We start from the raw sequence: 17,292 nt of genomic DNA on the forward strand, positions 1-17,292 counted from the left end.
AGAGAAAGAGAAAGAGAAAGAACAACGAGAAGAAAGAAAGATAGAAACAGACCGAGGAATTATTACAGTTAATAAGCAGGAATTAAAAGTTGGCGAAGAATTGCGAATTGCTGTAGCGCCAAATGAAAAAAATATTCAAAGTGTAAAAGGTATACTGCAATTACAAAAAAATGGTGTGCAGTACAGGCAGGAAAGAGTAATATCTTTCGAGTATGAAGAAGGAATGAAACGATGGATCGCCAATTACAAAGTCGGAATATATGATTTGCAAGGTGATTGGAACCTTCAGCTCGTTGAAAGTTATAAAGAAGATGCGAAGGAAGAAGTAATAGAGAATGAATTAAATGTACCGCTCATTCGAATAAATAACGAAACACCGACTATAGATAAAGAATTGCCGAAGTTTGAGAAGGTTACTATTGATGATGCGAAAGAGAACTTCATTGAACGGAAAAAGGGAGAATCCGTTCATATACGAGTAAAGACGGTAGATATAGAATCTGCTGTTAAAGAAGTGCGAGTTATATTAAAGGGAAAAGAAGAAGGTAACGATATTACTTTTTTATTAGACTATAATAAACACGACATGGATTGGCAGAAAATAATTGAAATAACAGAAGCGCTGCCTATTGGCCCGCACCAACTTATTGTGGAAGTAACAGATGTGGCAGGTAACAAACTTGTGACAGAGAGTGAATATATCATTTCTATTATCGAACAAAAAGTGGAAGATAATGAAAAGATAGAAGAACATGAGAATCAAAATAAACTAGAAGATAAGAAAGAAGCTGAGAAGCAGGAAGATTCGAAAATAGCGACTCCGCTTCCGGAAGAAAAGCTTCCAGTTGTTCAAATCCCAAAACAAGAAGAGAAAGTAAACTATTTTATAAAAGAGCCGTTGAAAGAGAAAGAGGAAAGCAATTACGTTATAAAAGAGCCAGGGGCAGACAATAGGGAAGTAAATAATGTGAAGGCTCATAAAGAGAAAAAAGGTAAAAATGACGATCAAGTCGTTTCTAAAAAGAAAGAAAAAATAGAAGAACAGCAAGAGAAAAAAGAAGAAGAAAGTGAACAGGGAGTACAAGCCTCTAATGTGTTTGCTATTATGTCAGGATTATTTGTACTGTTTTTAGTTTTAAAGAGTAATAAAGAGTGGGGCTAATAATTTGATAGTAGTGGAGGCGCTTAAATGGAAATTAAACGTACTACAATTGAAAATAAGACGCTACACCCATTAAAACAGCCTGCTGCTATTTCAGAACATGAAATTCAGAAAGAACGAAAACGGAGTAACCTTGTGTTTACGGGGCAGTCCCAAATCATTTCGAAAAATAATGAAATAGGGATTCTACTTGCGAGTTTAGGTGATGGAAAGATTGTAAAAGAAATGCTTTCTAAGGAAATGGATACCGTGTTGCAGTTGTTTTCAAAGCTACATATGTTGTCTGAAGAAGGAAAGCAATCGGACAAAATATATGAACAAATTGTTAGAAGTTTGCAGGGGCTTATTAAACAAGCGCATATAAAGGGAGTTCCGTTATTAGATGGAACGTATGATTTCGCTGAAGTGCAGCTTGCGTTTGGAAGAAAAGTACATATTCCGTTACTTGATGTAAGTGCGCTCATTTCTAGAGTGGAACAAGATCCATCAGAAGGAAATACGAACTTAATGATAACAGTTATTACAGCTTACATGACAAAATTGTCTAACGAAACAATTTTAATTAGCGGTACGGATCGTATTTCTAAAGAACGTGATGCAAGTGTGTGGAAAGCACTTGCAGAAATGAATATGACGCAATTATCGCATGCGTTGAAACATACGATTCAAGAGCACAAATGGTCTGTTACCGCTCTATTTCTCTTTATATGGGTTATAGGTATCATATTGATTCGTATTATATAATAAAAAAAGGTCGTCATTTCAATTATGACGACCTTTTTTTATATTTTTTCGTAGAAGAATGTATCAAAACGCTGAAGGTTGTAGCGTTCGGGTGTTAAAATTTGTTCTGTGCTACCAACGAATAGTACGCCACCTTTTCGTAAAGAACGACTAAACTTTTCATAGAGCTTTATTCTTGCTTCTTCTGTAAAGTAAATCATTACATTTCGACAAATGATTAAATCGTAGTTCGTATCAAATGTCTGCATTAATAAATCGTGTTGTTTGAATGCAACTTGCTGTTTAATATTTTGATGCAATATATATGTATCATCTTCTTTTGTGAAATGACGTTGTTTTAAATCATTAGGTAATTCTTTCAAAGAGCGTTCCGTATATTGACCACGTTTCGCAGTTTCTAAAACATGAAAATCAAGATCCGTTGCTTGAATGTCATAACGAAACGGAGCTAGATGCTTCGATAATATTAAAGAAAGTGTATATGGTTCTTCACCGGCAGCGCAAGCAGCACTCCAAATTTTTAATTTACCGTTATTTTGTTCAAGTAGCTTTGGTAGAGCTTTTGTCTCTAATGTTTGCCAGCGTTCTTTATTTCTGAAAAACTCTGAAACGTTAATCGTAATGTAGTCAATAAAACTTAAAAATAATGTTTGATCAGTGCGTAAATTGTTTAAAAAGCTTGTATAATTGTCAAAACCTTTTCTTGAAATGAACGCATCGATTCTTCTATGCATTCTATCTTGCTTATAGGAAGCGATATCCATATTAAAAAGCTGTTTAAAACTCGTAATAAAATGATTATAATCTTGTTCAGTTTTCATATTTACAATAGGCACAATAACGATATTGTGCCTCCCCCTTTACATCATACGAATTTTTTGTTCAAAGCTTTTTTTCATCTGCTTTTCATGTAAGCCAGGTAAATCATAAATAACGGCGTCAATTCCTGCTTCTTTTGCAATGTCAACAGGAATGACAGACGTATGTTTATCCCTATTATAAAAACAGAGAACTAAATCAGTATCTTCGACAATTTGTTTTACAAAAAACATATAATCTGATCGATAAATGGAGTCGGAAGGATGATCAAAAGCAATATATTCAGCTCCGTGTTTTTTTAAATAATCAACGACTTCTTGAAATTCGTCTGTTAATACATGTAACGGTTGTAGCGTATAAAAGCATAAATTTTGAGCGAGTCTTTCATTTTCAATGAAAAAACGAAGAACTTCATTTTCAATAGACTTATAACATAATATGCAAATTTTATGTTTGTGAGCATAGTCAATTAAAATTTTTTTTATTTCTTCTTGATCTAATGCTGTTAATTGATTTGAACCACAAAGAAAAATATTCATAGATTCGTGCCACCTCATGCTAAATTGTAACATATCTTCTATAAAAAATAACTGCAAAATATGAGTGTTCAGAGTATAATTATAAATAACTGGATTTTACGATTAAGTTTTGAAAGAAATAAAAAAATAAATAGGTGATATATATGCTACGTTCTATCTCGCATAATCCAATTTTATCGCATATACCGCCTGCTACTCAAATGCCGAAAGAAGCAAATGTCAGGACAGGACTTGCATTTTCGGATAATTTGCATGCAGATCCGAAAAAAGATAAATTGTTAGAACAAATGGAAGCGCTAGTTGATAATATTGGGGAAATTAAAGAGAAAATTGAATTAGAGTTAACGCTCGATAATGTTATGGAATACAAAAATACTGTGAAATCATTTTTGAATTTTTACGTTGATAACTTACTGCAATATAAAGATGTTATGTCTCGTCATCCACGTTATGGATATTCGCAGAAAATGACAATTGTAAAACAAGCTGAAGTGGGATTAAATGAAATGGAAGATGTTATGAATTTAATTAATACGAAAACAGGGCATTTAGAAATGTTAAATCAAATTGGAGAAATTCATGGTTTAATTGTAAATTTAGTCTTGTAAAAGGGAAGGAAGCTATATGTACATACAATTATATGAAAAGCTTGTTATCATTCAAAAAGCATATGAAAATATTCAAACGCTTGGAGAACAAATATATGAGAATTTAAAACATAAAAATGTAAATGCAGTTCAAAAGCTGCAAGTGGAACAATTGCAGTACATAGAAGGTGTAAAAGGATTATCTCGCTCTTTTGAGGAGATGGTTGTTCAGTTTTGTGAAGAAAAGAAAGTCGAACAATTGCGTATGCGTTCGCTATTTTCGTATTTTTCACCGGAAGAAATTGAAAAAATGGAAGAATTACAAAAAAGTTTAAATGAATTAGAAGGAAATGTAAAAATGATTCTTTTGAAAAATCAATATTACTTAAACGTGCTATTAAAAACTACAGAGAGTATTGTGGATTCCGTTTCTGAATACAATTTGGAGAAAAACAATAATTCGCAAATCTTTATGAATGAACTATTGTAAAGGAGAAGTGAAGCATTATGAGGTTATCCGATTATAATACACCGCTATCTGGTATGCTAGCGGCCCAAATGGGATTACAAACGACGAAACAAAATTTATCTAATATTCATACACCTGGCTATGTGCGTCAAGCCGTGAATTTAGGTTCTGTAGGAGCAAGTAACGGTCATACGCCAGGACAGAGAATTGGTTCGGGTGTACAAACATTAGGTGTTGACCGAATTACTGATGAAGTGAAAACGAAGCAATTTAATGATCAGTTGTCACAGTTCTCTTACTACGCATATATGAATTCTACTTTATCACGAGTAGAGTCTATGGTAGGAACTACAGGAAAGAATTCATTATCTAGTTTAATGGAGGGTTTTTTTAATGCTTTTCGTGAAGTTGCGAAAAATCCAGAACAATCAAACTACTACGATACATTAGTTGCTGAAACTGGAAAGTTCACAAGTCAAATAAATCGTCTTGCGAAAAACCTAGATACAGCGGAAGTACAGACGAAAGAAGATATTGAAGCGCATGTCAATGAATTTAATCGTCTTGGTGCTAGTTTAGCAGAAGCGAATAAAAAAATTGGACAGGCAGGAACACAAGTACCTAATCAACTATTAGATGAACGTGATCGCATTATTACAGAGATGTCTAAATATGCCAATATAGAAGTGTCTTATGAATCTATGAATCCTAATATCTAGAGTATTAGAATTAATGGTGTTTTAACAGTAAATGGACAAGACACATATCCACTTCAATTAAATAAGGGGAACGAACCGATGACTGTTGCGATTTATGGATCGGATATTCCTTTAACAGGTGGAGCCATTCAATCAGCAATAGATACGAAAGGGAAGATTGCTAGTTATAAGAAAAATATTGAAGACTTAATGAGTTCTGTGAAAAATCAAGTGAATACAGTGATGGGAAAAGATTTCTTCGTTGGAGATCAGGCGAAAGATATTCAGTTAAATCCTGAATTCGCAAAAGATGTTTCAAAAATGAAAATTTCTGCTGAAACAGCAAATAAACTGGCTGGAATTACAGATGGAGATTATAAAGAAGGTCTTTCTTATAAACAAGCGTTAGACCAATTCATCGTTGGTGTAGCTTCTGATAAAAGTGCAGTGAATGCTTATCAAAATATTCATAAAGACTTATTAGAAGGTATTCAGCAAGAAAAGATGAGTATAGAAGGCGTCAATATGGAAGAGGAAATGGTTAATTTAATGGCCTTCCAGAAATATTTTGTCGCAAACTCTAAAGCTATTACGACGATGAATGAAGTGTTTGATAGTTTGTTTTCGATTATTAGATAAAACGTAATAAAAAAGAAAAAGCTTTTTTTATGCTGGAAGAGAGGGTCTAGCATAGTGTGGAAGCGGACAGAGCCTTTTAGTGGACCGAGCGATATGAGACCAGAGATATGAAGTAGTTGTGGGATAAGTTAGGTTAGAGAACAGCCGTGTCAAATAGAAACGAAGCCCCTTTTTTATGTGTAGAGAGAGGATCCGGTATAGTGTGGAAGCGGATAGAGCCTTTTAGTGGGCCAATCCGTGTTAGATCAGAGATATGAAATGGTTGAAGGCTAGGGAAGAAACTAACAGTACATAGTTGCAGTTGCTTCTCTAGCCCAGTCAAATATAGATAAAGGAGAAGATAGGGATGAGAGTATCTACATTTCAAAATGCAAACTGGGCAAAGAATCAGATGATGGATTTGAATGTGCAACAGCAATACCACCGAAATCAAGTAACTTCTGGGAAGAAAAACCTTCTTATGAGTGAAGATCCACTTGCGGCAAGCAAATCATTTGCGATTCAGCATTCTTTAGCAAATATTGAACAAATGCAAAAGGATATAGCGGATTCTAGAAATGTGTTAAGTCAAATGGAAAATACATTACAAGGTATTGTGAAATCTTTAACGAGAGTAGATCAATTAACTTTGCAAGCGGTAAACGGGACGAATAGTCCTAATGAATTAAAAGCAAGCGCTGTAGAAATTGATCAGCTTTTAAAACAAGTGGTGTATTTAGCGAATAAACAAGAACAAGGGCGATATATTTTTGGTGGAGATAGTGCTTCAAAACCACCATTTGCAGAAGAAGGTACATATCAAGGTGGGGAAAATGACGTTACCTGGAAATTAAATGATGGATATGAACTCAAAATGTTTCGTACTGGAAAAGATTTATTGGAACCCGTAATTAAAACGTTAACAAAAATAAGAGATGCTATGCAAAAAGGAGACCAAGATGCACTGGAATCTGTAATGGGAGAAAATAAAAAAAGTTTAGATAATATATTGAATCGTACGACTGAAGTAGGTTCAATATTAAATACAGTGGACACATTTAAGACGATATTAAGTGAACAAAATCTAGCTCTTCAAGAAAATAGAAAAGAGATAGAAGATGTAGATTTAGCGGTAGCAATTTCAGATTTAGCTTATATAAATGCGACGTATGAGGCAACATTAAAAGCGGTTAGTACAATGAGTAAGACAAGTATTTTAGATTATATGTAGAAAAGGAGTGAAAAACTTGGGGACTTCAGTATCAAATTTAGGTGGAAGACAGCAAATATGGAATCTTGGTAACAATATTATTGATACCTCTAATCTAGTAAATTTAGAATTGCAGGCTTTAGAAATGAAAAAAACGCCTTACAATAATCAAAAACAAACCTTAGCTACGGAACGAAATGTATATGCGAGTATGAAAAAAGAATTCGGTAGTTTTATGCAAGTATTCAAGGATATGTATGCGTTTAAAGGGAATGAGAAGAAAGCAGGGGTGTCTAAAGAGGGATTTATTAATGTTCAAGCTGATGCTTCCGCAATTGCAGGAACGTATACGATTAATGTTAAAAAAGTAGCGGAAAGACATCAGATTACAACTACACTCATAGATAAATCTGATTCTGAAAATCCTAAAAATATAATCGACTTGGATTCGGAAATTGGAAAAGATGCTACATTTCGTATTAACGATAAAGAAGTTAAGCTTACTAAAGAGATGACATATAAGGATTTTGTTAATAAAATGAATAATGGAAATTATGGAGTGTCTGTATATTCATTAGGTGGACAGTTGTTTTTCACATCAACTACTGCTGGGAAAAATGGAGAAATTAAATTAGTTGATGGTGAAGGTGGAATATTAAAAGACATTGGATTGGTAACTTCGGAAATGATAGATGGAAAAAATGTAATTGCCAAACAAGTAACAGCGCCTCGAAATGCCGAATTTACAATTAATGGTATGACTGATAGCAGTCCCTCTAATAAAATTGATACAATTCCAGGATTAACTATTGATTTGGAAAAGGAAACGACTGAACCAATTAAGGTTACGATTGAAGATTCAAACATTAAAGAATCAATCAATATGATAAAAAAAATGAGAGATCAATATAATAAGGCTGTTTCAACGCTCGATTTATTTGCCGGCGAAAATGGAGCTATGCAAGGTAATAATATTGCATTTTCTATTAGTAATATTATGGCTAATGTATTTAGACACAAACAAGATGATAAATTTATGTTTTCATTTGGAATTGAAGTCGATAAGACTGGAAAAATGGTTCTCGATGAAGAAAAGCTAAGTAAGGCTTTTAAGGAGAATCCAGAAACTGCAAAACAGTTCTTCTTTGGCTTTAATGGACTAGGGCATGAGATAGAAAAAAAACTAGATGGTATTTTAGGAGATGAAGGTGTAATAGGGCAGAGGTCAAAAAGTATAGAGGGGCAAATAAAAGAGCTAGATAAAAAAATTGATGCAATAGATAAGCTGAATAAACAAAAACAAGAGACCATTATTGATAAATATTCAAAGTTAGAACAACAGTTATCGATGTTAGATCAGCAACTAAAAACAATTAAAGCAATGACAAAGCAAAAAAGTGATGATTAATGAAAGTTAAGGACGTGATCGTATGCAAGCATGGCAACGCTATATGCAAAATGATATTATGACGAGTAATCCAATTAAAAATACAATTTTTATTTATGAAAGATGTATCGTTGAGTTTCGTAATTTAGAAGAGCTTTTAAATACTTTTAAACTACAAGAAGGAGATGCACTTCTTGAAAAATTAGAACGTATTTTTGAAGAGTTAAAGCTTCAATTAAATCCTGAGATTACTAAATATTTGTATGATAGTCTATTCGGTTTATATGATTGGATTAGTATTCAAATTCAGACGATGAAAGTAACGCGTGAAGCAAAAGACATTGATGCGATTGTACAAGTGTTACAAGATTTAATAGACGGTTACCGTGGAGCACTTGAAAATGAACAATGATATTTATCGAGCGTTTGTCGGCTGCTTTAATGAAATCGGTGAATTGCAAGTGTCAGATGAAGAATTTGCTGAGAAAAGTGCTATGTTAAATCGCTGGATGATGACCTTGGATGAAAAGACGAGAGCAGATGTTGCAGCGGAAGTGAGTCCATTAATAATAAAGGCAGCTCAACATATTCGAGATAAGCAAAAAATCTTGGAAGAAATGATTATGACAAATGGTGGACGAATGAAAGCTAATTCGTTTTACGGTAAATATTAATTGTAAAGTATGGAAACGGGTTCTCTTTATTACAAGGGGGATCCATTCCGTTGTTTAAATAAAGGCGTTCCGCTCATTGAGGTTTCACTTTATGACTGTAATGAAAAAACAGAAATAATATAAAAAATAAAAAAATGAACTTTTTTTATTGTTCTTATATTGAAATGTTATATAGATTACTAAGTGAATACAGTTTTTTTTATTCTTTTATATATTTTTGTATTTTTTCTAAAGACAACAATGGGAAAATGGAATAAAATATGAAAGGGTACATAAGAGGTAATATTTTAATAAATACATATAAGGAAATGAATAATAAAGTGAAACTTCCATCAGTGGATGATCATGCCATAAGCGAGCTTGATGGAGTAAAGAAGGGTGTGGAATATGCCGGACTTAGTTAGTGATGTTAGTCATTATATGAATTATTTAGTAACGAAGCGAAATACTGTTTCTAGTAATATTGCAAATGCGAATACACCGGGGTTTAAAGCACAAGATGTAACATTTGCTGAACAAATGAATATGAATAATCCACTATTCAAAAAAAATGCTGCGGATTTAAAGAGTAATTCAGACTTATATCAAACGAATGAAATGCACTTGCCGACAGCGAATACGAAAAATACATATGCAAAGATTCAAACGAAATCAATGCAAACGAATAAAGATGGAAATAGTGTGGATGTAACGACAGAAATGCTAGATTTAATGAAAACAAACCAATTATATGGTATCTCAATTAACGCGATTAATACGCAATACGCAATTAACCAAGCAGCACGTGGACGTTAAGAGTAGAAGGGGAGACAACGATGTTCCAAGCAATTAATGCAAGTGGCTCAGCGCTAACTACAGCGAGAAAATGGATGGAAGTTACTTCTAACAATATCGTAAATACGAATACGACGGGAGCGCCAGACGCAGAGCCGTATCACCGCCGAAGTGTGGTGCTAGAATCAAATAATAATTTTGCAAATATGCTACAGGGAGCTCCTGCTAACGGAGTGAAAATAAAAAGTATTGAAACAGATCGAAATGAAAATCTAGTATATGATCCAACACATCCACATGCAAATGAAGAAGGCTATGTACGTTATCCGAACATTGATGTGACAGCTGAGATGACGAATGTAATGGTTGCTCAAAAAATGTATGAAGCAAATACAAGTGTATTAAATGCGAACAAAAAAATGCTCGATAAAGATTTAGAAATCGGCCGAGGATAAGAGGGAAGAGGGGAAATATGAAAATCCAACCAATGTTAAATGCCCAGCCATTTGGAGCGATTCAGCCAATTGGTGCACCGAAAACTTCACAAACATCTGTAGTTGAAGGCAAAAAATTTATTGATTTATTGGAAGATATGGATCAAACGCAAAAAAATGCACAAACAGCAGTATATGATTTACTGACGAAAGGGGTAGGAGAAACGCATGATGTTTTAATTCAGCAGAAGAAAGCTGAATCACAAATGAAAACGGCTGCTCTTGTACGAGATAATCTTATTGAGAATTATAAGTCACTAATTAATATGCAAATTTAGGAAAATGGACGGGTGTGTTTAAATGGAAAAGATAAAAAATGTTTTCCAATCGTTGAAAACGTGGCATAAGTTAGTAATTGGTGCTGCGCTCTTAGCGATTGTAACAGGAGCACTTTTATACTTCACCTTGCCAGATAAATATGTTGTTGTATATCAAAATTTAAACGATACAGATAAGCAAGAGATTACAGCAGAATTATCGAAGCTAGGTGTTGATTACCAATTAGCAGCCGATGGTTCGATTCGAGTGCAAAAGAACGATGCTCCATGGGTTCGAAAAGAAATGAATGGAATGGGCTTACCGTTTAATTCAAAAAGCGGTGAGGAAATTTTATTAGAAAGCTCGCTCGGTTCAAGTGAGCAAGATAAGAAAATGAAGCAGATTGTCGGTACGAAAAAGCAATTGGAGCAAGATATTGTACGAAACTTTGCGGCAATTGAAACGGCAAATGTTCAAATTACATTACCTGAAAAAGAAACCATTTTCGATGAAGAAAAGGCAAAGGGAACAGCAGCAATTACTATTGGTGTGAAACGTGGACAACTATTAACAGCTGATCAAGTTGCGGGTATACAGCAAATGATTAGTGCAGCCGTTCCAGGTGTGAAAGCAGAAGAAGTAAGTGTTATTGATAGTAAAAAAGGTGTTATCTCAAAAGGAGCAGATGCAGCGCAATCTACTAGTTCCTCTTCTTATGAAAAAGAAGTTGAGATGCAACAACAAATTGAAGGCAAATTAAAGCAAGGTATTGATGCGACGTTAATGACGATGTTTAAGCCAAATGAATATAAAGTGAATACGAAAGTCTCTGTAAATTATGATGAAGTTACACGTCAGTCAGAAAAATATGGGGATAAAGGTGTACTTCGCAGTAAACAAGAGCAAGAGGAAAGCTCTACTGCGCAAGAAGGGGCGGATACGAAGCCAAGTGCTGGTATTACAGCGAATGGTGAAGTGCCAAACTACGGTACGAACAATAATCAAAATGGTAAAATCGTCTACGATAATAAAAATGGTAACAAAGTTGAAAATTATGAAATAGATAAAACAGTTGAAACGATTAAGAAACATCCAGAATTAACGAAAACAAATGTTGTTGTATGGGTAGATAATGATACGTTAGTAAAACGAAGAATTGATATGACGACGTTTAAAGAAGCAATAGGTACAGCAGCTGGACTTCAAGCTGATCCGAACGGAAACTTTATAAATGGTCAAGTTAACGTTGTAACTGTTCAGTTTGATCAGCCGAAAGTAGAGAAAGAGAAAGAACCAGAAGAAAGTGGTATTAATTGGTGGTTATTCGGTGGAATTACAGGTGGATTGTTAGCGCTTGGTGGCCTATTATTATGGTTCTTCTTAGCAAGACGTAAGAAAAAGAAAGAAGAAGAGGAATATGATGAATACTTAGCAGAAGAGGAAGTTGCTGCTAGTAGTGAAAGCATTATGGAAATTCCTGAAGAGAAAATAGTACCAGAGCCAAGAAAAGAACCAGTAGAACCGACAGAACCTACATTAGATGACCAAGTGCAGGAAGCTACGAGAGAGCATGTAGAAGGTACTGCAAAAGTTATTAAAAAATGGCTAAACGGATAGTAAGGGAGGAAAAACAATGTTAGATGAAATCTCCTCCAAAGAAAAAGCTGCCATCCTCATTCGTACATTAGACGAAGAGGTGGCAGCAAAAGTCATTGAATATATGACGGCTGAGGAAAAAGAAGTGTTACTTCGTGAAATTGCGAAGTTTCGTGTATATAAAGCAGAAACGTTAGAAAATGTACTAGGGGAGTTTCTGTATGAACTAAATGTAAAAGAATTGAATTTAGTGACCCCAGATAAAGAATACATTCGTCGTATATTTAGAAATATGCCAGAAGACGATTTGGAAAAATTATTAGAAGACCTTTGGTACAATAAAGATAATCCGTTTGAATTCTTAAATTCACTAACAGATTTAGAGCCACTTCTTACAGTGCTTAATGATGAATCGCCACAAACGATAGCAATTATTGCTTCTTATATTAAGCCTCAATTAGCATCTCAATTAATTGAGAGATTACCAGATCATAAGCGTGTAGAAACGGTAATGGGCATTGCGAAGCTAGAGCAAGTAGATAGTGAATTAATTAATCAAATTGGTGAGTTATTAAAAGCAAAATTAAATAATATGGCATTTAGTGCTATTAATAAAACAGATGGCTTGAAAACGATTGTGAACATTTTAAATAATGTTTCACGAGGCGTTGAAAAAACAGTCTTTCAAAAGCTCGATGAAGTTGATTATGAGTTATCTGAGAAAATTAAAGAAAATATGTTTGTCTTTGAAGACTTACTTGGTCTTGAAGATCTTGCACTTCGCCGTGTATTAGAGGAAATTACAGACAACGGTGTTATTGCGAAAGCAATTAAAATTGCAAAAGAAGAAATTAAAGAGAAATTATTTACATGTATGTCTTCAAACCGTAAAGAGATGATTTTAGAAGAGTTAGATGGCTTAGGACCGCTTAAGATGACGGAAGCTGAAAAAGCGCAGCAAACGATTACAGGTACAGTGAAAAAGCTAGAGAAAGAAGGAAGAGTTATCATTCAAAGAGGTGAAGATGATGTCCTTATTTAAAAACAGAATTCCGAAGAATTCTGTTTCTTTTTCTGAGGAAACGTATGAATTACAGTTTCCAAAGCCAATACCAGTTCACAATGAAGGGGAAATACAAGTAGATCATGCAGAACTTCTTGCGCAGCAAGATGCATTGCATATTGAAATGAATCAGCTAAGGCAGCATCAACAAACGTTAGAACGAGAGCATCAGCAGTTGTTGCAGGCTAAAGAAGAGTTTCAAATGCATATTCATGAACAAATGGGACAGATGGAAGCAGCGCGTATGCAGTTTCAAAAGGAGCAACAAGAAACGGCATACGAATGGACTGAGTTATTATGGAATCAATCTTTTCAATTAGCAGAAAAAATTGTGAATCAAGCGGTAGATTCACGAGTATTAGACGTTCTGCCAATATTAACAGGTATCGTTCAAACTTTGCCTACTTCATTTGAAAAGTTAATTATAACGGTTCATCCAGAAACATTTGAGCGTATACAAGAAGAGAAGGAAAATACGAAAGAGTATTGGTTGCTACAATTAGTAGAATGGAAGTATGATTTTTCTTTACAGTTTGGCGAATTTGTTTTGGAAGAAGAGAAGGAGTTCTTTGAATTTAAATTTGCACCTATATTTGCGAAACTTCGTCATAAATGGGAAGAAGAAAAGTTGTTTGAGGAGCAAAACGTATGAACAATAAGCTCATGAACGAACATAATAAATGGAATACGTTTATTGAAACGCCGTTTTATACGAAATTTGGCAAAGTTCATAGTGTACAAGAGCAGTTTTTTGTAGCGAAAGGTCCGAAAGCGAAGATTGGAGATGTTTGTCTCGTTGGAGAACATAGCGTCTTATGTGAAGTTATTGCAATTGAAAAAGAAAACAATATGTTACTCCCATTTGAACAGACAGAAAAAGTGTGTTACGGAGATTCAGTTACATTAATTGCAGAAGATGTCGTTGTGCCCCGTGGTAATCATTTGCTTGGCAAAGTGTTAAGTGCAAATGGAGAAGTGTTAAATGAAGATTCTGAAAATATTCCAGTACAAAAAATAAAATTAGATGCACCGCCGATTCATGCATTTGAGCGTGAAGAAATTACAGATGTATTTGAAACGGGAATTAAATCGATTGATTCTATGTTAACGATTGGAATCGGTCAAAAGATTGGTATTTTCGCTGGATCAGGTGTTGGGAAATCTACATTACCTGGAATGATTGCAAAAAACGCAAAAGCTGATATTAATGTTATTAGTTTAGTAGGTGAGCGTGGCCGGGAAGTAAAAGACTTTATTCGAAAAGAATTAGGCGAAGAAGGCATGAAAAAAAGCGTCGTTGTTGTAGCGACATCAGATGAAAGTCACCTTATGCAACTTCGTGCGGCAAAGCTTGCTACATCTATTGCTGAATATTTCCGTGACCAAGGAAATATTGTATTACTTATGATGGATTCGGTTACTCGTTTTGCTGATGCTCGCCGAAGTGTTGACATTGCAGTCAAAGAATTACCAATTGGTGGTAAAACACTGTTAATGGAAAGTTATATGAAAAAGTTATTAGAGCGATCCGGAAAAACACAAAAAGGGGCAATAACAGGTATTTATACAGTGCTAGTTGATGGTGACGATTTAAATGGTCCTGTACCAGATTTAGCTCGTGGTATTTTAGATGGACATATTGTATTAAAACGTGAGCTCGCAACTCTTAGTCATTACCCTGCCATTTCTGTACTAGATTCGGTTAGTAGGATTATGGAAGAAATCGTATCGCCGAAGCATTGGCAACTTGCAAATGAAATGAGAAAAATTTTATCTATTTATAAAGAAAATGAATTGTATTTTAAACTAGGAACAATTCAAGAAAATGAAGAAAATGCTTATATTTTTGAATGTAAAAATAAAGTGGAAGCTATAAATATGTTTTTAAAACAAGGTCGAACGGATAGTTTTCATTTTGAAGGTGTTGTCCAAGCAATGCACCATATTGTATAAGATCTCGTCCCTTGAGGTCTTATTTTTTTGTTTTTAATATTTCACAGATTTTTTTGTGAAAAAACTATATAATAGAAAAAGGGAACGTTATAATAGGAAGGGGCTATGAAAACGGGTGGATAAGCAGCAGTACGACACGATAAAATTGCAGATTAATCAAGAGAAAGAACAAATCTTGAAAGAAGTGTATGAACTAACAGCTGAAAAAAGAAAAATAGAACAAAAAAAAGAATATGATCTGTATGTTGTGAAATCACGTAGTAAAGTCGTACAAACTGGGCAACGTATTATGGCTGGTATGCTGTCTTCACATACATTTTCACCTGAAAGAATAGAAGAATGGAATCGAAAAATTAAAAAAACAGAAGGTTTTATTCAAAAAAATGAAAGCCTTTTAGAGCAAATAAAAGAAAAAGAACGTGTCCTTGATGAAATGTATCAAGAAGATTGTAAGAAGCTTGTGGAAGTAAAAGAAAAGTTAGAAGAAAAAATGCTTCTTGATTTAAAAATGTGTATGAACGGATGAGGTGGATGTAGTGATGCAATTTGTATTACCGGTGCAACAAAGTTTACCTCCGCAAAAAGAAAAAGGGCTAGAAATAAAATCGAAAAATGAAAATTCTTCATTTGATAATACAATGAGAATTGAAAATAAAAAGCAGCCGAAAACGGAGAAAACGAAACGAGAAGAAGCACCAATAGAAGAGAAAAAAGATTATATTCTTTCTAAAAAATCGGTAACGAAAGAAGAGCCTATTGTTAAGAAAGAAGAAAAAAAAGAGACAGAACAGTTATTATTATCTGTATCTGAGCAAATGGTTGCAATTGAGCAATTACGTGTGCAGTCAGAATTGTTATATCAATACATACAAAAAATACAAGAGTTATATAAAGAATACGGAAATATTAAACTGAACGAATTGCCCGCAGCTGAATTACAGCAATTACAAGAGCTTCTTTCAAACATAAATATTAAAAATGCCATATATTTAGAAGGTACAATGCGAATGACGTTAGACAAGGTGACGATGCCAGAGCAGATGTTGCAAGTATTAAAAGTCGTAGAATCAGAAACTTGTAATATTGCAAAGAAACAAGAAGAATTTAAAGACTTAGATGTAGATCTTCCGAAATCAGAGAGTGATGATGTAAAGATAGACTTGCCAGAAGTTGATACATTAAACGATTCGAGTTCTGCGGGTGTGGAGTTATTAAATAAAGCGACCAGTACCGATCAAATAGGAAAATCAAATGGTGGCGCTGAGAAGGTTTCATTGCCTGACTTAGGAAAGAAAATGGAAGCGCAAGTAGAGGCGCTACAAAAATTTGTAGTGAAACAAGAACGCGTTTTATTCCAGCTAAATCCAGAAAAACTTGGTATATTAACTGTGTTTATGAAAAAACATGGAGACCAAATTGATGTTCATGTAGAAATGGAAAAACACGATGCGAAAAAACGTGTTGAAATCATTTTTGATGAATTGAAACTAAAGTTAAAAGAAAAAGAAATCAATATTCAAATTAGCTATTCAGATAAAGATGAAAATCGTAAAGAACAGCGAGAACAAGAGCAAAGGCAAAAGCAAAAATTAGCAAATACGAAACATGAGAAACAACAATCAAAAGAATTTGCGGGATTATTGGAGGAATAAAGCGTGCCAACAGTTGGATTAAATACAACGAGTACAAATCATATTCCGTTACAAGCAGGAGCGCAAAAAAGTAATGTACCTGTTAACGGTTTACAATCGCCAGTTCAACAAGCAAATGGAGTTTCAGCAGGAGAGCAAAAGACTCCTGGGGTAATGGGGAAAGATGATTTCCTAAAATTGTTTTTATCGAGTTTCCAGCACCAAGATCCATTTAATGCGATGGATATGAATCAAATGATGAACCAAACAGCGCAGTTATCTCTTATGGAACAAGTACAAAATATGACCAAAGCAGTTGACTCCTTAAGAACGACGATGTATTCGACAGCGCTTGATGGTGGAATGAAGTTTTTAGGAAAGTATGTAAGAGGTATTGACGGTGAAGGGAACAAAGTAACTGGTCAAGTAGAGACAGTTCGCCTTGCAGAAAATAACGATGTACAGCTCGTTATTAATAATAAAGTAGTATCTCTTCGTTTCGTTGAAAGAGTGTCTGATAAACAGATTGGAGACACGAATCCAGAAGATGTAAAGGAAGCCGATCAAAAAGTAGTTGAAGAAGTAAAAACAACAAATTCATAAGGAAGTGTCCATA

20 protein-coding genes and 1 pseudogene are annotated in these 17,292 nt (G+C 34.3%); 19 read left to right on the plus strand and 2 right to left on the minus strand.

All coding sequences use genetic code 11. The features are described from left to right. Together B5P40_RS00180 and B5P40_RS00185 are read left to right on the plus strand one after the other, a co-directional pair. The coding region (locus B5P40_RS00180; RefSeq protein WP_113708658.1) for a transglycosylase at positions 1 to 1,162 on the plus strand (1,162 nt) is incomplete at its 5' end. Between the two features lie 27 nt (positions 1,163 to 1,189). Further along, positions 1,190 to 1,906 (plus strand): hypothetical protein, encoded by a 717-nt coding sequence (locus tag B5P40_RS00185; RefSeq protein ID WP_113708659.1) that lies wholly within the window; start codon positions 1,190 to 1,192, stop codon positions 1,904 to 1,906. Between the two features lie 38 nt (positions 1,907 to 1,944). Here the strand turns inward: B5P40_RS00185 and B5P40_RS00190 are convergent, their stop codons facing one another. Both B5P40_RS00190 and B5P40_RS00195 read right to left on the minus strand, forming a co-directional pair. Then, on the minus strand, positions 1,945 to 2,727 hold the full coding sequence (locus B5P40_RS00190) for a CheR family methyltransferase (RefSeq protein ID WP_044441423.1): 783 nt from the start codon (positions 2,725 to 2,727) through the stop codon (positions 1,945 to 1,947). Positions 2,728 to 2,766: 39 nt separating this feature from the next. Beyond that, entirely contained in the window at positions 2,767 to 3,264 is a 498-nt protein-coding gene (locus B5P40_RS00195) for a flagellar motor switch protein FliG (protein WP_113708660.1), read from the minus strand. 143 nt (positions 3,265 to 3,407) lie between these two features. On the opposite strand from B5P40_RS00195, the gene B5P40_RS00200 reads away from it, so the two are divergent. The 17 genes and pseudogenes from B5P40_RS00200 to B5P40_RS00280 all read left to right on the plus strand — a co-directional run bounded on the left by B5P40_RS00200 (position 3,408) and on the right by B5P40_RS00280 (position 17,279). Then, a complete protein-coding gene (locus B5P40_RS00200) occupies positions 3,408 to 3,872 on the plus strand; it encodes a YaaR family protein (protein ID WP_002149161.1) in 465 nt (154 codons plus the stop codon). Positions 3,873 to 3,888: 16 nt separating this feature from the next. Beyond that, on the plus strand, positions 3,889 to 4,341 hold the full coding sequence (locus B5P40_RS00205; RefSeq protein ID WP_002193155.1) for a hypothetical protein: 453 nt from the start codon (positions 3,889 to 3,891) through the stop codon (positions 4,339 to 4,341). 17 nt (positions 4,342 to 4,358) lie between these two features. Next, positions 4,359 to 5,657 (plus strand): annotated as a pseudogene (gene flgK, locus B5P40_RS00210) (flagellar hook-associated protein FlgK). Between the two features lie 346 nt (positions 5,658 to 6,003). Next, complete coding sequence (locus B5P40_RS00215) at positions 6,004 to 6,867, plus strand: flagellar hook-associated protein 3 (RefSeq protein WP_113708661.1); 864 nt, start codon at positions 6,004 to 6,006, stop codon at positions 6,865 to 6,867. 16 nt (positions 6,868 to 6,883) lie between these two features. Continuing rightward, positions 6,884 to 8,254 carry a flagellar hook-associated protein 2 gene (locus B5P40_RS00220; RefSeq protein WP_113708662.1) on the plus strand — a complete coding sequence of 457 codons (1,371 nt, stop codon included), beginning with the start codon at positions 6,884 to 6,886 and terminating at the stop codon, positions 8,252 to 8,254. Between the two features lie 22 nt (positions 8,255 to 8,276). Next, positions 8,277 to 8,645, plus strand: a complete 369-nt coding sequence (locus tag B5P40_RS00225) for a flagellar export chaperone FliS (protein ID WP_002193151.1) — start codon at positions 8,277 to 8,279, stop codon at positions 8,643 to 8,645. Continuing rightward, the gene (locus B5P40_RS00230) at positions 8,635 to 8,907 is read left to right on the plus strand and encodes a flagellar biosynthesis protein FlgG (RefSeq protein ID WP_078175685.1); all 273 of its coding nucleotides are present in this window, start codon (positions 8,635 to 8,637) and stop codon (positions 8,905 to 8,907) included. The genes B5P40_RS00225 and B5P40_RS00230 overlap by 11 nt, the downstream gene beginning before the upstream one ends. 387 nt (positions 8,908 to 9,294) lie before the next feature. Further along, positions 9,295 to 9,702: a flagellar basal body rod protein FlgB gene (flgB, locus tag B5P40_RS00235; protein WP_002117928.1), complete on the plus strand. Its 408-nt coding sequence runs from the start codon at positions 9,295 to 9,297 to the stop codon at positions 9,700 to 9,702. 20 nt (positions 9,703 to 9,722) lie between these two features. Next, positions 9,723 to 10,136, plus strand: a complete 414-nt coding sequence (gene flgC, locus B5P40_RS00240) for a flagellar basal body rod protein FlgC (protein ID WP_002193147.1) — start codon at positions 9,723 to 9,725, stop codon at positions 10,134 to 10,136. 17 nt (positions 10,137 to 10,153) lie between these two features. Further along, positions 10,154 to 10,453, plus strand: coding sequence for a flagellar hook-basal body complex protein FliE (fliE, locus tag B5P40_RS00245; protein WP_002193146.1), 300 nt, complete (start codon positions 10,154 to 10,156; stop codon positions 10,451 to 10,453). A gap of 22 nt (positions 10,454 to 10,475) precedes the next feature. Then, the gene (fliF, locus tag B5P40_RS00250) at positions 10,476 to 12,050 is read left to right on the plus strand and encodes a flagellar basal-body MS-ring/collar protein FliF (protein ID WP_078175687.1); all 1,575 of its coding nucleotides are present in this window, start codon (positions 10,476 to 10,478) and stop codon (positions 12,048 to 12,050) included. A gap of 16 nt (positions 12,051 to 12,066) precedes the next feature. Then, complete coding sequence (locus B5P40_RS00255) at positions 12,067 to 13,071, plus strand: flagellar motor switch protein FliG (protein WP_002193142.1); 1,005 nt, start codon at positions 12,067 to 12,069, stop codon at positions 13,069 to 13,071. After that, on the plus strand, positions 13,058 to 13,744 hold the full coding sequence (locus B5P40_RS00260; protein WP_113708663.1) for a FliH/SctL family protein: 687 nt from the start codon (positions 13,058 to 13,060) through the stop codon (positions 13,742 to 13,744). Before B5P40_RS00255 ends, B5P40_RS00260 begins: the two co-directional genes overlap by 14 nt. After that, on the plus strand, positions 13,741 to 15,045 hold the full coding sequence (locus tag B5P40_RS00265; protein WP_113708664.1) for a flagellar protein export ATPase FliI: 1,305 nt from the start codon (positions 13,741 to 13,743) through the stop codon (positions 15,043 to 15,045). The genes B5P40_RS00260 and B5P40_RS00265 overlap by 4 nt, the downstream gene beginning before the upstream one ends. Before the next feature lie 115 nt (positions 15,046 to 15,160). Next, entirely contained in the window at positions 15,161 to 15,571 is a 411-nt protein-coding gene (locus tag B5P40_RS00270; RefSeq protein WP_002193139.1) for a hypothetical protein, read from the plus strand. 13 nt (positions 15,572 to 15,584) lie between these two features. Then, positions 15,585 to 16,697 carry a flagellar hook-length control protein FliK gene (locus B5P40_RS00275; protein WP_113708665.1) on the plus strand — a complete coding sequence of 371 codons (1,113 nt, stop codon included), beginning with the start codon at positions 15,585 to 15,587 and terminating at the stop codon, positions 16,695 to 16,697. Between the two features lie 3 nt (positions 16,698 to 16,700). Next, positions 16,701 to 17,279 carry a flagellar hook assembly protein FlgD gene (locus B5P40_RS00280; protein ID WP_105589513.1) on the plus strand — a complete coding sequence of 193 codons (579 nt, stop codon included), beginning with the start codon at positions 16,701 to 16,703 and terminating at the stop codon, positions 17,277 to 17,279. The last annotated feature ends 13 nt before the right edge of the window (positions 17,280 to 17,292 follow it).

The sequence above is a fragment of the Bacillus sp. SRB_8 genome (assembly GCF_003264205.1).
GTDB classification, from domain to species: Bacteria; Bacillota; Bacilli; order Bacillales; family Bacillaceae_G; genus Bacillus_A; species Bacillus_A mycoides.

Coding starts and splice junctions, on each gene's coding strand:
- B5P40_RS00255 (WP_002193142.1), top strand. CDS start 12,067: ATGTTAGATGAAATCTCCTCCAAAGAAAAAGCTGCCATCCTCATTCGT.
- fliF (WP_078175687.1), top strand. CDS start 10,476: ATGGAAAAGATAAAAAATGTTTTCCAATCGTTGAAAACGTGGCATAAG.
- B5P40_RS00265 (WP_113708664.1), top strand. CDS start 13,741: ATGAACAATAAGCTCATGAACGAACATAATAAATGGAATACGTTTATT.
- B5P40_RS00200 (WP_002149161.1), top strand. CDS start 3,408: ATGCTACGTTCTATCTCGCATAATCCAATTTTATCGCATATACCGCCT.
- B5P40_RS00195 (WP_113708660.1), bottom strand. CDS start 3,264: ATGAATATTTTTCTTTGTGGTTCAAATCAATTAACAGCATTAGATCAA.
- B5P40_RS00260 (WP_113708663.1), top strand. CDS start 13,058: ATGTCCTTATTTAAAAACAGAATTCCGAAGAATTCTGTTTCTTTTTCT.
- flgC (WP_002193147.1), top strand. CDS start 9,723: ATGTTCCAAGCAATTAATGCAAGTGGCTCAGCGCTAACTACAGCGAGA.
- fliE (WP_002193146.1), top strand. CDS start 10,154: ATGAAAATCCAACCAATGTTAAATGCCCAGCCATTTGGAGCGATTCAG.
- flgB (WP_002117928.1), top strand. CDS start 9,295: ATGCCGGACTTAGTTAGTGATGTTAGTCATTATATGAATTATTTAGTA.
- B5P40_RS00275 (WP_113708665.1), top strand. CDS start 15,585: ATGCAATTTGTATTACCGGTGCAACAAAGTTTACCTCCGCAAAAAGAA.
- B5P40_RS00215 (WP_113708661.1), top strand. CDS start 6,004: ATGAGAGTATCTACATTTCAAAATGCAAACTGGGCAAAGAATCAGATG.
- B5P40_RS00230 (WP_078175685.1), top strand. CDS start 8,635: ATGAACAATGATATTTATCGAGCGTTTGTCGGCTGCTTTAATGAAATC.
- B5P40_RS00205 (WP_002193155.1), top strand. CDS start 3,889: ATGTACATACAATTATATGAAAAGCTTGTTATCATTCAAAAAGCATAT.
- B5P40_RS00190 (WP_044441423.1), bottom strand. CDS start 2,727: ATGAAAACTGAACAAGATTATAATCATTTTATTACGAGTTTTAAACAG.
- B5P40_RS00225 (WP_002193151.1), top strand. CDS start 8,277: ATGCAAGCATGGCAACGCTATATGCAAAATGATATTATGACGAGTAAT.
- B5P40_RS00185 (WP_113708659.1), top strand. CDS start 1,190: ATGGAAATTAAACGTACTACAATTGAAAATAAGACGCTACACCCATTA.